The sequence below is a fragment of the Pseudomonas marincola genome, assembly GCF_900116605.1.
Lineage (GTDB): Bacteria > Pseudomonadota > Gammaproteobacteria > Pseudomonadales > Pseudomonadaceae > Aquipseudomonas > Aquipseudomonas marincola.
Genome location: NZ_FPBC01000013.1, coordinates 17,970 through 32,694 on the forward strand (window position 1 = coordinate 17,970; position 14,725 = coordinate 32,694).

Sequence of the window (14,725 nt, forward strand, 5' to 3'; positions counted from 1 at the left end):
GAATTACACCTCTTGCGCAAGTTGCTGGGCGTGTTTTGCGGATGTCTGCGCCCGGTTGTTGGTGTGCGCCGAATCATGCGGGAAGCGCTGGTTTTCGATACGCTCGATTTCATCCGGCTGCACGTAGTAGTCAACGTCCTGGTTGTAGCTGCGCACAACGAAGGTGGCGACCATGGCGATGAAAGTCAGGCCTGCCAGCCACCAGATGTGCCAGACCATGGCAAAGCCGAATACCGCACCGACCAGGCCGATAATCAGACCCGCCGCCGTGTTTTTGGGCATGTGGATTGGGCTGTAACGGGCCGGGCGCAGGTAGGCCGTATCGTTTTCTTTCATCTCGTGGAATGCATCGATTGCATGCACAGTGGGTAGCTGCGCAAAGTTGTAAAACGGAGGTGGCGATGAGGTGGACCATTCCAGAGTACGGCCGCCCCATGGATCGCCAGTGTGGTCACGCAGCGCGTCACGGTTTTTGATGCTGACCAGAATCTGGGCGATCTGGAATGCAATGCCGCAAAAAATCAGCACCGCGCCAAAGAAGGCGACAATCAGGTACGGATGCCACAGCGGGTTGTCGTAGTGGTTCAGGCGACGGGTCATGCCCATGAAACCCAGCACGTAGAGTGGCATGAACGCCACGAAAAAGCCCGTGATCCAGCACCAGAAGGCGCATTTGCCCAGACGCTCGTCGAGCTTGAAGCCAAAGGCTTTAGGGAACCAGAAAGTGAAACCAGCCAGGTAACCGAATACCGCCCCGCCAATAATCGTGTTGTGGAAGTGGGCAATCAGAAACAGGCTGTTGTGCAATACATAGTCGGCCCCGGGAACGGCTAGCAGTACGCCGGTCATGCCGCCCACGGTGAAGGTCACCATAAAGCCCAGAGTCCAGAGAACCGGCGTGGTGAAGTGCAGGCGGCCACGGAAAATCGTGAACAGCCAGTTGAACAGTTTCACCCCGGTGGGTACCGAGATGATCATGGTGGCGACACCGAAGAAGGCGTTTACGTTGGCGCCGGAGCCCATGGTGAAGAAGTGATGCAGCCAGACCACGAAGCCCAGAATGGTGATGGCTGCAGTCGCCCAGACCATTGAGGTGTAACCGAACAGACGCTTGCCGGTGAAGGTGGAGATCACTTCCGAGAACACACCAAAGGCCGGCAGGATCAGGATATACACCTCTGGATGGCCCCAGGCCCAGAACAGGTTGATGTACATCATGGCGTTGCCGCCAAGCTCGTTGGTGAAGAAGTGCATGTCCAGATAGCGGTCCAGGCTGAGCAGCGCCAGAGTCGCGGTGAGAATCGGGAACGAGGCAACAATCAGAATGTTGGTGAATGTGCAGGTCCAGGTGAAGATCGGCATTTGCATCAGCTTCATGCCGGGCGTGCGCATCTTCAGCACGGTCACCAGGAAGTTGACCCCCGTTAGCAGCGTGCCTAAACCGGATAACTGCAAGGCCCAGATGTAATAGTCGACTCCCACTCCCGGGCTGTATCCAAGCTCCGACAACGGTGGATAAGCGACCCAGCCGGTGCGCGCGAACTCACCCACTCCCAGCGACACGTTGACCAGAATCGCACCGGCGACAAATAGCCAGAAGCTCAGTGAGTTGAGGAACGGGAAGGCCACGTCGCGAGCACCGATTTGCAGCGGTACGGCGATGTTCATCAAGCCGACCATGAACGGCATGGCCATGAAAATGATCATGATCACACCGTGGGCGGTGAAGATCTGGTCATAGTGTTCTGGCGGCAGGAAACCGTGATTGGCGCCCTCGGCCATCGCGAGCTGGCCGCGCATCATGATGGCGTCCGCGAAGCCGCGCAGCAGCATGATCATGGCGACGAAGATGTACATGACGCCGATTTTTTTGTGGTCAACCGAGGTCAGCCATTCGGTCCACAGGTACGACCACTTGCGGTAATAGGTCAGGGCGGCCACGACGGCCAGGCCAATCAGGGCGACGACTGCCAGAGTGCCCATGACAATGGGGACGTCCAGGGGCACTGCGTCAAGCGTTAACAAGCCAAACATCAGTGATTACTCCTTGATACTTGCGTTCATGGGCATTTGCATGGGCTGCTTGCTGTTCATCCCGGCCTCAGCCTGATTGCCATCAAGCAACGTCGAGGGGCCGTGCATGTACTGCATGAGAATTGAGTGATAGAGCGTTGGGCTTACCGCCGCGAAGTACTGCACCGGCGCTTTTTCGCTGGGCTTTACCAACTGCGGATAATTGTTCTGATCCAGCTGGGTGGGGGCGGCTTTGACCTTGCTGACCCAGGCATCGAAGCCCTTCTGGGAGGTGGCTATGGCCTTGAACTTCATGTCGGAGAAGCCGTCACCACTGAAGTTGGCGGACAGGCCGTCGAAGCTACCTTCGTGGTTCGCGATCAGATGCAGCTTGGTCTGCATGCCAGCCATCGAGTAAATCTGGCTTCCCAGTTGTGGGATGAAGAACGAGTTCATCGCATTCTGCGAGGTGATCTGAAAGCTCACCGGCGTGTCGGTCGGGAAGGCGATCTCGTTAACCGTGGCAATGCCTTGTTCCGGATAAATAAACAGCCATTTCCAGTCCAGCGAAACCGCCTGAATTACGATTGGCTTAACGTCCGAGTCGAGCGGGCGGTAAGGGTCCAGTTCGTGAGTGGTGGTCCAGGTGATAGTGCCCAGCACTGCGACGATTGCGCAGGGCACCAACCAGACAACCAACTCGATTGGCGTGGAGTGAGCCCAGTTCGGCTTATAAGTGGCTTTGGTGTTGGACGCTCGGTATTTCCAGGCAAATGCCAGCGTCATCACGATTACCGGGATCACTACGATTAGCATCAGCAAAGTCGCGGTAATAATCAGTGACTTCTCATCGACGCCGACCTGACCCTTGGGGTCGAGCAAGGTCATTTTGCAACCACCCAGCATGAGCAAGGGCAGCCACGACAGTCGTTTCAGGTATCCAAGATACTGCTCAGTTTTCATCTTGCGGCCTTAATGGATGAATTGACCCCGGCGCCTGCCCTCTCTGTTCAGGGCGCCGATGCCGACACGGTCCTGACGGCGCTTGCTGTCGGACGTTTTTTTGCGCAAAACTCAGCTGCCGCAATAACGCCAGACGAAGTTGTCCCGTCCAGTTCTCGCGAGGCGAAACTGAGTTGTGCGCTGTTTGGAATATTGTTAGTCAGCGTATGCGTGACCCCGTGAGGGGTTTGCTGCGGACAATCCTTTGAGGTGAATTCCACTGAACGGTGTGAACCGACGGGTTATTCAGCCACCACGAGCAATGCCTGCGCGCGGAGTTACCCTTCGCTGGATTGTGTGGAATTTCACAGATCCGTATGAAGGGTGGCGCAATTATTACAAGTTATTACGGTGGTAACTTCAAGTTACAAATAGCCAGCTGTGCCTCGATGCAGGCCCTGGGCACGGCTCTTTTTTGGCGATGGAAGTTTGTTAGGTCCCTATCAAATCTGGCCTGTAGCGACTTTTAAGCAGGCAAAATCGCGCGTCAGAGGTGCGACGCCAGGTCGCAGCTTTGCAGTTGAAAACTGCTGCCAAATTGATCTGTGTCCATAGTTTTGTACGGATTTTCTGCTAGCAAGTTCGCGTTGCGTTGTCCGTTCAATGCCACATCAATGAGTTGTGGGTGACTTAATCGAGCTGTACAAACTGCCCGCGCATGGCTCATTCGCTCGCTCAAAATGCTGGCTCAAAGGCAATCTGTGCCTTGCAAAATTGTGCGCTTGGCGCTTCCGATTGGCATTTCGCGAACAGCAGTTAGCCACTCTTTTGCTCAATCTGAGTCTCAAGCTGCTGGAGGTCGCTCTCGGGGTTGCACGCATAGCCTGTGAGAATCTATTACATAATTAATATGCATTTGATAAATGCCTGATGCCGGCTGATTCTTACTTGCTGTTCTCCACCCACGCCTTATTCACCCAGACAAGTAAGTATTTATGAGCCAAGTCGTTGCGTTACACCCATGGAAGAGAGCCGAGCACCTGACCAGTGAGAACAATAAATTACTGATTGACGGGGTTCAGGCTGAGTCGTTGATTGCTCAATACGGCTCGCCGCTTTATGTGTATTCGGAAACACGGTTGCGCGAAAACGCGCTGGATATCCTCAGCAATTTCCGCCGCGAGCACGCCAACACCCGTGTGTGTTTTGCCAGTAAGGCGTGCGCCAATCTGGCCGTGCTCAAAGTCTTCAAGGATTGCGGGTTGGCGGTCGAGGTCAACTCCGGCGGGGAGTTCTACAAAGCCTGCGTTGCCGGATACAAACCTGGCGACATGGTGTTCAACGGGGTGGCCAAGCAGCGTGGTGAACTACGCGAGGTGATCGCGGCCGGCATTGGCGCTATCAACGTCGACTCGCTGAGCGAGGTCCAACGCATTCTTGAGGTGGCCACCGAGTTGAAGCAGCAGGCTCGCCTGACTTTGCGCATTATTCCCGAGATTCAGGGCGGCGCAGCAGCAGGTTGGCAAACCGGTACATCAAGCTCCAAGTTCGGCATGACCAGCCTTGAGCAAGCTGCCGCGATCGAGCTGATTGTGCAGCACCCGGATGCCTTGAAAATGGTCGGTGTACACGCGCACATTGGTACTCAGGTGAACGACATAGCGATTTACGAGGCTGAGGCACAGTTCTTAATCGACTACGTCCGCCACGTTTGCGAGATGCTGCCGTACCCGCTGGAGCATGTGAACCTCGGCGGTGGCTTTCCGAAAAACTACAGCAGTGCGCAAGAGAACTTTAGCCGGGTGGCCGCGCACTACGGCGAGAACTATCGCACCAGTATCGACTTCGCCCAACTCTCCAGGCATCTGATCAAACCGATTGCTGCAGCGCTGGGCGAGCAAATAGAAATCATCGTCGAGCCCGGGCGCAGCATGGTCAGCGATACGGCCATTTTGCTCAGTCGCATCGAAGCCAGAAAGCAACGCCAGAACAATCCGGTGTATTACCTCGATGCCGGTTACAGCGTGCTGTTCGATATCTATCACGGCTGGTATTTCCACATGGTCAACGCCTCGCGCGCGGACGATGTGCAAACCAAGAACTGCCGCATGGCCGGCCCGCTGTGTGACAGCAGTGACACTTACTACGACATCGAAGGCGAGGGCGCAGTCAGTTCCTTGCTGGCGGCTGAGCCTGCATTGAATGCGCATCGCAGCGTGCTGGAAAAGGTTCTGGTCAATCAGCCCAACTTGCGCGAGTTACCGGCAGATACCGGCATGGGCGACATAATCGCCTTGCTGGATGTGGGCGCTTATGCGCTGGAAAACATGACCGAGTACTGTGGCCGCCAGGCTGCCGCAGCGGTGATGGTCGACTTGCAACAAGGCAGCCGGCTAATCCGCCGCCGTGCGCAATATGAAGACCTGCTCAACTACGACGTTGACTGACCTGGCCACCTGCTGGTGCCATACCGAGAACGCCCGGCTCGCAAGACTCGGGCGTTTTTGATTCACAGGGTAAGGATGATGCATGACGGTTAAAGCGCGTCGAGTTTCTGCCAGTACGCTGTTGCATGCGGTTTCGCCTACTATGACCGCTGGTTGGGTGGAGAATCGTATGCTGTCGCCGCGTGAGCGCTTGTTGCGCAATTTGGACTGGAACCTGCTGTACACATTTCTGGTGATTGTCGAGGAAAGCAGCATCACCGGCGCTGCGCGTAAACTCGCCCTCAGCCAGCCCAGCGTGAGCAATGCGCTGAAGCGTTTGGAAGCGCATTTGGGCATGCGCCTGATCCACCGCAAAAAGGGCATGTTCTCGCTGACGGAGCAGGGCTTGCGGGTGTACGAGTATGTGTCTTCGGCCGGCAGTATCATCGACTCGATGGCTGAGCAATTCGCTGGTGAAACCGATGCCGTACTCGGCGAGTTGCATATTCAGGTCGCCAGTCATGTCAGCTGCCAGTCTTTCGATGACACGCTGGTTAAGTTTCATCAGCGCTACCCCAAAGTGCTGCTCACGCTCAGCTCGCAACCGAGCGCCGATATCGTCAATGCTGTTGCGCATGGGCAGTTGCACATCGGTATCAGCAACAAGAAAACCGCCCAGACCGGCCTGCATTTCGACCTGCTTGGTTACGAGCAGATGGCATTTTACTGCGGTGCTCGCCATCCGTTGTACGGCAAACCGGATCTCACTGCAGCGGATATGCGCGGCCAGGCCTATGTCTCGTTCGAGAGTGATCAGCCAGGCGATGGCCTCAGTGCGGTTAGCGCAGTGCGCGCCGAGTTGCAGTTCTGGGGCAAGTTGGTTGCCGTATCGCCCAACGAGGAAGAAGTGCGCCGCCTGATCCTCGCCGGCCTTGGCTTCGGGGCATTGACCGTCGAAGGCGCCAAGCCCTTCGTCGAACAGAAGATTCTTTTCCAGCTGCCACCCTACGACGACCTGCCGGTCAACGAGGTGTATCTGGTAACCCCGGAAAATCAGTTGTTAACTGACGTTGAGCAACTTTTTATCGCCATGCTCAGGGAGGCGTCAGTGGCGGCGGTGCGAGAGCGGTTTTTTAAATCTTAGGCGGCGGGTTGCTGTAAGTGGTGAGTGCTGTTTAGTTCAGCGTGGCGATTTAATGCTGATAACAAACAGTACTTTTTGAAACGCAATGCTCATTACTGTTGCAGTTTGCTAATGCTGCATTTTAATTACAATCAGGCCGGATTTGCTTGGTCGTTTATATGTTTATCTCATTCTGAATATAGGCTTCAGCAGTTCTGCGTTTAATCACTAGTTGCAGAGGAAAGTCACTGCGTGCCAGTTCATACGCCGCAATTTAATATGCCCGCGAGCTCCATGTAGCTGCGACTTTGGCAGGAAGTTGGCTGCGGACGGAACTAATGAATGTTGTCTACTTTGACAGGATTTGGCGGCTAATTTCTTCAAAAATGCAGTGATCTCAATAGGCCATATTGTTGCCAATGATGGCACTTTCGAAACTGACGCCGATTCAATCCAAAAGGACTGGCCTGTTTCTGACTTAACTAAGACTGAGCGTTGCAAGCGTGTTTATACTTTGAATTCGACTTGTTCCATCAGTAACTATGTTCTGGTGTAACGCTGAGCTAACTCAGCTGTCGAGCGAAAAGCTATAAAAGTCTATGGTAATTATTTATCAATGGAAGGATCCAAATATGACTATGCAAGGGAAGTGGCTATCGGGGATCGCATTTGCTGTTGCAACCGCTATCGGTTCACCTACGGTGTTGGCGGCAGACAAGCCTAATATATTGGTTATCTTCGGTGATGATGTGGGTGTTACCAATATCAGCAGCTACGGTGAAGGGGTTGTGGGTTATGAAACGCCGAACATCGATAGCATCGCCAAGGAAGGTATGAAATTTACCGACTACTACGCGGAGAACAGCTGCACAGCAGGGCGTTCTACCTTTATCACCGGGCAAACCATTTTCCGAACAGGGCTGTCGAAAGTAGGCTTGCCGGGTGCCAAAGTCGGGCTTCAGGCGCGTGATGTCACTATTGCCCAGGCGCTCAAGTCGCACGGCTATGCGACAGGTCAATTTGGTAAGAATCACTTGGGTGACCGTGATGAGTATCTGCCCACCAATCATGGTTTTGATCAATTCTACGGCAACCTCTATCACCTCAATGCCGAAGAAGAACCTGAGCGCGCAATGTGGCCGAAGGATGATCAGGAGTTTATCAAGACAGCTTCCCCGCGCGGTGTAATCAAGTCTTCCGCTGACGGCAAAATCGAAGACACTGGTGCGCTGACCTCCAAGCGCATGGAAACCATTGACGACGATACAACCCAAGCCGCCATCAACTTCATGGAGAAACAGGTCAAGGCGGATAAACCTTTCTTCGTGTGGATGAACACCACCCGCATGCACATGTTTACCCATGTGCGTGATTCAATGAAAGGCCAGAGCGGCATGCCCGGCAATAAGTACGCCGACGGCATGATCGAGCACGACGGTGACGTGGGTAAGCTGCTCAAATCGCTGGATGATTTGAAAATCGCCGATGACACCATCGTGGTTTACACCACCGATAACGGCCCTAACCAGTTCTCCTGGCCAGATGCTGCCACCACGCCTTATCGCAACGAGAAAAACTCAAACTGGGAAGGGGCTTATCGCGTACCTGCGATGGTCCGCTGGCCCGGCCACATCAAGCCAGGAACTGTATCTCGCGAAATGTTCTCGGGTCTTGACTGGTTCCCAACCCTGTTGGCAGCCGCGGGCGATACAGACATCAAAGAACGCCTGCTTAAAGGGGCCGATCTTGATGGTAAGAACTTCAAGGTTCACCTTGATGGCTTTAACCAGCTTGATTACATCACCGGTAAAACCGACGAAGGTGCACGCAAAGAGTTCTACTACTTCAACGATGATACCGAGCTGGTGGGTATGCGTTTTGGTAACTGGAAGGTTGTCTTCTGCGAGCAGCGCGCGCCCGGCGGCATGAAGGTCTGGAGCGAACCTTTCGTTTGCCTCCGTCTGCCTAAGATCTTCAATCTGCGCATGGATCCGTATGAGCGTGCAGACGTTGTTTCTGACCAATACTACGACTTCCTGACCAAAAACCTGTTCATCACTGAGCAAGCGACTCAACGTTCTGCGAAGTTCCTGCAGACATTTGTCGATTATCCGCCAAGCCAGCTTCCTGCCAGCTTCAGCATCGACGAGGTCCGTGCTCGTTTAGACCAAGAGATCAAAGTCAAAATGAAAGAGGCCAAAGAGTCCCAGACTAACTGATCTATGCCAATGCCCTGGATCTTTGGGCATCTTCACAACCTGCAGCAGCTAACGCTGTTGCAGGTTTTTCTCTGCCTGATAAGGCCATTCAGATGTCGTCAGCCGCACGTTCATCCCACGATTCCTCCGCCGGTTCCATCCGTAAGCCCAACCCTGTCTCGATGCCTCTTGCTGCTGCTCTGCTCTTTATTTCGGGCGCATCAGCGCTTGTCTATCAGGTGCTTTGGGTCAAACAGCTTTCATTGATCGTCGGTGTGGAGGTTTACGCCGTCACCACTGCAATCAGTGCGTTCTTTGCCGGGCTTGCATTGGGCGGGCTGGTTTTCGGTCGTTTTGCGGATCGCCTGAAACGGCCATTAAAACTCTACGCGGCCCTTGAGTTGTCGGTAGCTGTGTTTGGCTTAGGTGCGACGATTTTATTGGCGCAATCGGCAGGGCTGTTTGCCCGCCTCGAAAGCAGCGTAGGGCTATTCGCCTGGCTGCTGCCATTTGCGCTGGTGGGGATCCCTGCGTTCTTGATGGGAGGAACCTTACCGGTATTGATGCGCGCCTTATCACCGCAAGATGGCCGATTTGGCGAGGCAGGCGGGCGGCTTTATGCGGCCAATACCGGCGGCGCCATCATCGGTACGTTGTTAGCTGCATTCGTGTTGATTGCGCAGTTTGGTGTGATTGGCAGCGCAGTCGCCGCCGCCATATTCAATGCGATAGCGGGCATTGTGGCCATGCTGGTGAGTCAGGCCGACAAGTCTCTGCCAGAAGCGGGCGCTTTTAAGCGAATACCGGCCACTGCACAGGCACGCCTGGCAATTTGGCTCTATTGCATCGCAGGCGGTGTTGCGCTGGGTTATGAAATTGTCTGGACGCAATCGATAGTGCCATTCATGAGCACTCGTGCCTTTGCGTTCGCGATAGTGCTCGCCACATACTTATTAGGGTTGGCAATCGGCAGCGCAATCTATGCGCGCCGTGCGGACCGTATCCGTGACCCTTGGGGCTTGTTTGGCGTTTTGATTTCTTTGGCAGGGCTACTTGCCCTGCTGCAAATCGCAGGCCTCGGCCGCTGGCTGATATTCGCTCAAAGCCAGGTCGAATTCTATGTGCTGTATCTAACCGGCAACGAACTCGCAGGCATGTGCGCACGCTTCGCCATGGCCGCTCTGTGCGTCGTATTTTTACCAACCACCATTCTGGGCGCAGCATTTCCGTTGGCGTTGCGTCTTTCTGTGAATAAGGCGCATGTGGGGCGTGATGTCGGCGCCGTGGTCGCGCTCAATACCTTGGGCGCAATATTCGGCGTGGGCTTGACCGGGCTGGTGTTGATCCCCGCAATCGGGTTGGTGCACACACTCGGCGTGCTCGCGCTAACCGCCTGCGCCGTGGGTTGTATTGCCGCCTGGTTTGGCTCCGGTGTAAGCGTCGTCATGCGCCGCACAATCCAGTGCATTGGCTTGTTCACCGTTGTTTGCGCTGTTGTAACACCGCCGCAAAAGCTGGCCGAACTGCTGCCCGGTGCACGCAATGGCGAAATACTGTTTTATCAGGAAGGCCGCGGCAATACCGTGGCAGTAGTCAGCCAAGGGCGCGATGAGCGCAAATTCAATCGTCTGTATGTTCAAGGCGTATCGAACACTGGTGATGCAATGCCGTCGCTGCGTTACATGCGCATGCAAGCACTGCTGCCCTTACTGATTCACAACAAGCAACCCACTTCGGCGTTGGTCATTGGTTTCGGAACTGGTATCACTGCCGGGGCGATGCTGCGTTACGACGGGCTGACAAAACCGGTAGTGGCTGAGCTTTTACCTGGTGTGCTGGAAGCCGCGCCCTTGTTCAAAGGCAACTACGACGCTGCCCTCGGCACACGGCTCGATATTCGTCTTCGCGATGGTCGCCGCGAGTTACTCAGAAATACCGATCCATACGATCTGATCACCCTCGAGCCGCCACCCCCTTCTGCCGCGGGCGTGGTTAACTTATATTCTCGTGACTTCTATGAACTGGCTGCCAGCCGTCTGCAGCCGGGTGGCTTGGTCGCGCAGTGGTTGCCACTGCCAACCCAGAACAACGAAGACAGTCAGTCGCTGGTGCGCAGCTTCATCGACGTGTTCCCTCATGCGTCGCTGTGGACGACAGAGTTTCACGAGATGCTGATGATCGGCTCGCTCGACGAAATGCACCTCAATGTGCCGATGATTCAGCAGCGCTTCAAACAACCCAAGGTGATTAAGACATTGCGCGAAATCGGTATCGATTCCCCGGCAGCGCTGCTGGCGACGTGGGTAACCGATCGCGATGGCCTCGCACGCTACGCCGCTGATGCAAAACCGGTAACGGATAACCATCCGCGTATTGAATACACCGGCTGGGTGCGCCCCAAGGAAATCACCCGCGTGCTTCCGACCATACTCGCGCTGCGCAGCCCGCCTCCGCTGGAGGGCAGTACAGCGGCCTACTCAGCTGAGGTCGATAACGAGTGGGAACGCTTGCAACTGTTCTACTCCGCCGGCCTTAAAGCCTATAACAACGATCGCCCCGGCTGGGCACGCGATGTAAAAGACCTCATTTACACCGATGGCGAAAATCCGTACTACCGCTGGTTTCTCGGATTGCCCTAGCGCCGGGTATCGGTATGCGCGAGTCACGTAGGTCACTAATGGTAAAGCATTGGTGATCTAGGTGATTTAGTTGTAACTATCCCGCGGCTATGCCTCAGCAACCCAGGCCTTGGCGCGGGATTCTTGGTTTTTTTGTATGTGCTTGGGTAGAGTTCGAGGGTGTAGTTCCCACTCTCTCTGTGGTCTGCGGGCGCTTGGGTTTTCTGAAGTCATTAAGAAGCAGGCGTGATGACTGCGCTCAATGAATTCAAAGTTGTAGATTCATATGGGATATTTTTTCATATGTTTTTTGTTCCATCATCCGGCATCTATTCTGCGTGGCATCGGCTGTCTTCTGGACTCATGGACAGATGAGCAGGGTGACTGATATCTCATCAAGAGGTAACTCCGTTAGATAACGAGGATTCGGTTATGGCAACTTTTATCAAAATTGATGACGAGCTGAAAAACCGCATTCAGCACTTGGCTGCTCTTCGTCAACGTTCATCCCACTGGATTATGCGCGAAGCGAAAGCGCAGTATGTCGATCGGGAAGAAGCTCGCGAGGGCTTCAAGTGGGAAGCCTTGGCGTCGTGGGCAGCCTACCAGAAAACGGGACTTCATCTGACTGGCCAAGAGGCTCGGGCCTGGCTCAATACCTGGGGTACTGAGGCTGAGTCGGAGCTTCCTGAGTGCCACGATTGATCATCACTGAAGGTGCTGCCCAAGGGCTAACGCGCTATCGTTAGTTTCTTGTCGACAAAGGCCCATAGATAGCACAGCGAGCGGCCCAAGCGATTGAGCGGCAATTTGCTCGTTTGGAAGGTGGCCCGGAAGTAGGTCGCCCACTTTCAGAACTGCCGGAGTTACGTGAGCTCATTATCGAGTTCGGTGATTCGGGTTATGTGGCGCTCTATCGGCATGAGCGCGAGGATGATGCTGTTTATGTATTGGCCTTTCGGCATCAGAAAGAGGTCGGTTACTGAGCAAGCACCGAACATTGGACGCAATGTCTAATGCGCCGATCCAGTTGCTGGCTGACTCGAAAGATATCAAATAGCCGATCACGGCCGACTTTGCCCATCAGACAATGCTGCGCTTCCAGCTTCTGTCCCCACACTTTTATGCTGGATGGGGCCAGTTTTGGATAGTTGTTGATGGACAGGTATTAGGCTGAAAGCCTTGCTATGTATAGGTTCGGTGGATTTTGTAGAAATCTGTAGGCATTAAAAAAGCCGGCTTGTGGCCGGCTTTCTTGTCTTGTATATCTTTGATTTTAAATAATTTTTATTTTAAAGGTCATATAGACCCATACTTTGACCCACACTGAGGTGGGCCGCTGCCTGGGGAGGTGATCTCAGATGTTCCTTGGGCTCATCATTTCATGCTTCGCTACGATGGCCCTGATTGCCTCCTGGATCTCGCGCATTCGCTTCTCGGCAATCTTGTTAGCTTCGGACTCCTGCTCAGAGGAAAGCTCGGGTGCCTGCTCGTTAAGATATACCTGCCAGCCTGACAGTCGTTTCAAGCAGGTGTCTAGGTGTCTCGTGGTCGCGTCGAGTCTGATTTTGTTCAGCTCTTGCGCAAGCTTGCTTGAGTTGCGGGTGATTGTTTTCTCCAGAGCCCAGCGCCGCTTTTCCTCTTTCCGATCTTGGCTCGATTGCTGAGCTTCTTCGATCAGGCTTTCTATGATCGCTGTTTCGGTAGTTCCAGCGCTTTTTGCCAGGCCCTTTAGCTTGGCCTTGGTGTCGCGCGGCAAGGTGAAAGAGCATGTGGCCCTCCCTTTTGCCGATGCCCTGTACCGCTTTTGCCTGAGATTGTTTCTCGCTCTGCCGATGAGCTTCACCCCCTCAGCCATCGTCTCAAGCTTGCGGATACTTTGGATCAGCAGAGCTGGGTTTACCCGGACTTCAAAGGCAAGTCCCGCGAGAGCCTCGCGAGGCATACGCTCAACTAGGTAGTTCGTTGCCCATGCCCGTTCCTCGCCGTTCAGCTCGTTAAACCAACTGGGCGCTGCTCCAGTTTCACTCACTTTTGTCGTCCTCTTCCAAGTAAGCCTGGCCCTGCGAGGAGGGTCTTCTGCTGCCTATGGATAACTGCCTCTGTTGCTGGATGTCAATCTTGTTACATGAACATGTTTCATTAGTTATTTCACGACTGATCACATGAGTTGTGACGTGATGATGTTACATGAAGTTGAAATTTTATTTTATAGTCTATAAAACGTGATAAAAATATAGGGTATATCCTTCGGCATGGCTGCTGCAATATGGTTTTTTTTGAAGATTTGAAAATAGGAGCTGATGCAAGATTCTTGCTGCAAGCCCTGGTTTGCCGCGAGTCAACGTTCTTGTCGACATCCTTCAAAGTAAAAACGGTCGCTAAGCAGCTCTGTTTGACAGAGCGGCTGGTCAGGGAGGCGGCGCAGGAGCTTGCAGATGTCGGCCTGTTAGTGAGCAGGCGGCGGGCGGATCAGGTAGGTCGCCCAGTGCAGGAATATGAATCGTCGCAATTGCTATGCGATCTAGTTACTCAGGCTGGGCAGGGCGAAGCAGTCCATCGGGATCTGATTGTGCGGCTGTTTAGCGAGCCTGAGATTTATGCACTCGGGCCATTTTCCGCAGGTATGGGAGACGCCTGCGAGGAGGACGACAAGCCTGCTCGAAAGCTGACTCGAAAGGATGGTCGCCCAGCAGCTCCTGGAGCCAAAGGGCGCTTGGCTGCGTCAACGCGCGTGATGTTGGCGGCACTTTTGAGTTTTGCTGATCACTGTGGCGTTGCGACTGGCGTTGGCGAAGCGAGGTTGCGGGCAATGACTGGTTTGAATGCTCTCTCGCTCAAGCATCAGGTGAGGCGCCTGATCAGTCTTGGGTTCATCCGGGCTCATGTGCCCGGGGTATCGAGTGGCATTTTTGTCGGTGCGAAGGTCCCTACGATTTACTACCTGAACCTTGATCATCCGCAGCTTTGTGCAGCGCGAGGAGCGTGTGGGCTAGTAGTGCATGTTGCCCAAGGGCCCGGGAAATTCGACAGGCTCGCAACGGGCATACCTTCGACTGGGGCTTTGAAGGCAATAGGGCCGGCTGCCCTGGAGATGCTGTACCACAAGCTCGCAGGTCATACATCGCGCTTGCTATCAGCCGTTTGGGCGGAGTCGGATGAGACTCATAGTGAGGTAACAGCTGCCGTAGCCGCCGATATTGCTAACGACTTGGGCGACCTCTGGGTCGGTAGCTCTGCGAAAGATAAGGGGTATTACTGGGCCGAGATGCAAGAAAATTTTCACGCGGCAGCATGCGAGTGGGCAGATAGCCTCCACAGGAGACTGCTTCGATGGAAGGTATGGCAAGGGTATAGACCGCAGCTAGTAAGGCTTATTCCAGCTCCGGACAGAAAGGATGGACT

Annotated in this window: 9 protein-coding genes; 6 read left to right on the forward strand and 3 right to left on the reverse strand. The window is 54.3% G+C overall.

All coding sequences use genetic code 11. The features are described from left to right. Positions 1-3 precede the first annotated feature (3 nt). Together cyoB and cyoA are read right to left on the reverse strand one after the other, a co-directional pair. A complete protein-coding gene (gene cyoB, locus BM395_RS18165; RefSeq protein WP_090514541.1) occupies positions 4-2,034 on the reverse strand; it encodes a cytochrome o ubiquinol oxidase subunit I in 2,031 nt (676 codons plus the stop codon). A 6-nt stretch (positions 2,035-2,040) separates the two neighbouring features. Continuing rightward, positions 2,041-2,976, reverse strand: coding sequence for a ubiquinol oxidase subunit II (gene cyoA, locus BM395_RS18170; protein ID WP_090514544.1), 936 nt, complete (start codon positions 2,974-2,976; stop codon positions 2,041-2,043). Between the two features lie 974 nt (positions 2,977-3,950). Here cyoA and BM395_RS18180 point away from each other — a divergent pair. The 6 genes from BM395_RS18180 (at position 3,951) to BM395_RS23635 (ending at position 12,306) form a co-directional block, all read left to right on the forward strand. Next, positions 3,951-5,402: a diaminopimelate decarboxylase family protein gene (locus BM395_RS18180; protein ID WP_090514551.1), complete on the forward strand. Its 1,452-nt coding sequence runs from the start codon at positions 3,951-3,953 to the stop codon at positions 5,400-5,402. A 169-nt stretch (positions 5,403-5,571) separates the two neighbouring features. Next, positions 5,572-6,525, forward strand: a complete 954-nt coding sequence (locus BM395_RS18185; protein ID WP_069900788.1) for a LysR family transcriptional regulator — start codon at positions 5,572-5,574, stop codon at positions 6,523-6,525. A 611-nt stretch (positions 6,526-7,136) separates the two neighbouring features. Further along, a complete protein-coding gene (locus tag BM395_RS18190) occupies positions 7,137-8,723 on the forward strand; it encodes an arylsulfatase (RefSeq protein WP_090514554.1) in 1,587 nt (528 codons plus the stop codon). Between the two features lie 92 nt (positions 8,724-8,815). Continuing rightward, entirely contained in the window at positions 8,816-11,341 is a 2,526-nt protein-coding gene (locus tag BM395_RS18195; protein ID WP_425287641.1) for a fused MFS/spermidine synthase, read from the forward strand. A gap of 411 nt (positions 11,342-11,752) precedes the next feature. Continuing rightward, positions 11,753-12,025 carry a CopG family ribbon-helix-helix protein gene (locus BM395_RS18200; RefSeq protein ID WP_090514557.1) on the forward strand — a complete coding sequence of 91 codons (273 nt, stop codon included), beginning with the start codon at positions 11,753-11,755 and terminating at the stop codon, positions 12,023-12,025. 68 nt (positions 12,026-12,093) lie between these two features. Continuing rightward, the gene (locus BM395_RS23635) at positions 12,094-12,306 is read left to right on the forward strand and encodes a type II toxin-antitoxin system RelE/ParE family toxin (protein ID WP_090514559.1); all 213 of its coding nucleotides are present in this window, start codon (positions 12,094-12,096) and stop codon (positions 12,304-12,306) included. 371 nt (positions 12,307-12,677) lie between these two features. On the opposite strand, the gene BM395_RS18210 is transcribed toward BM395_RS23635, so the two are convergent. Beyond that, the gene (locus BM395_RS18210; protein ID WP_045633485.1) at positions 12,678-13,352 is read right to left on the reverse strand and encodes a hypothetical protein; all 675 of its coding nucleotides are present in this window, start codon (positions 13,350-13,352) and stop codon (positions 12,678-12,680) included. Positions 13,353-14,725: the final 1,373 nt, after the last annotated feature.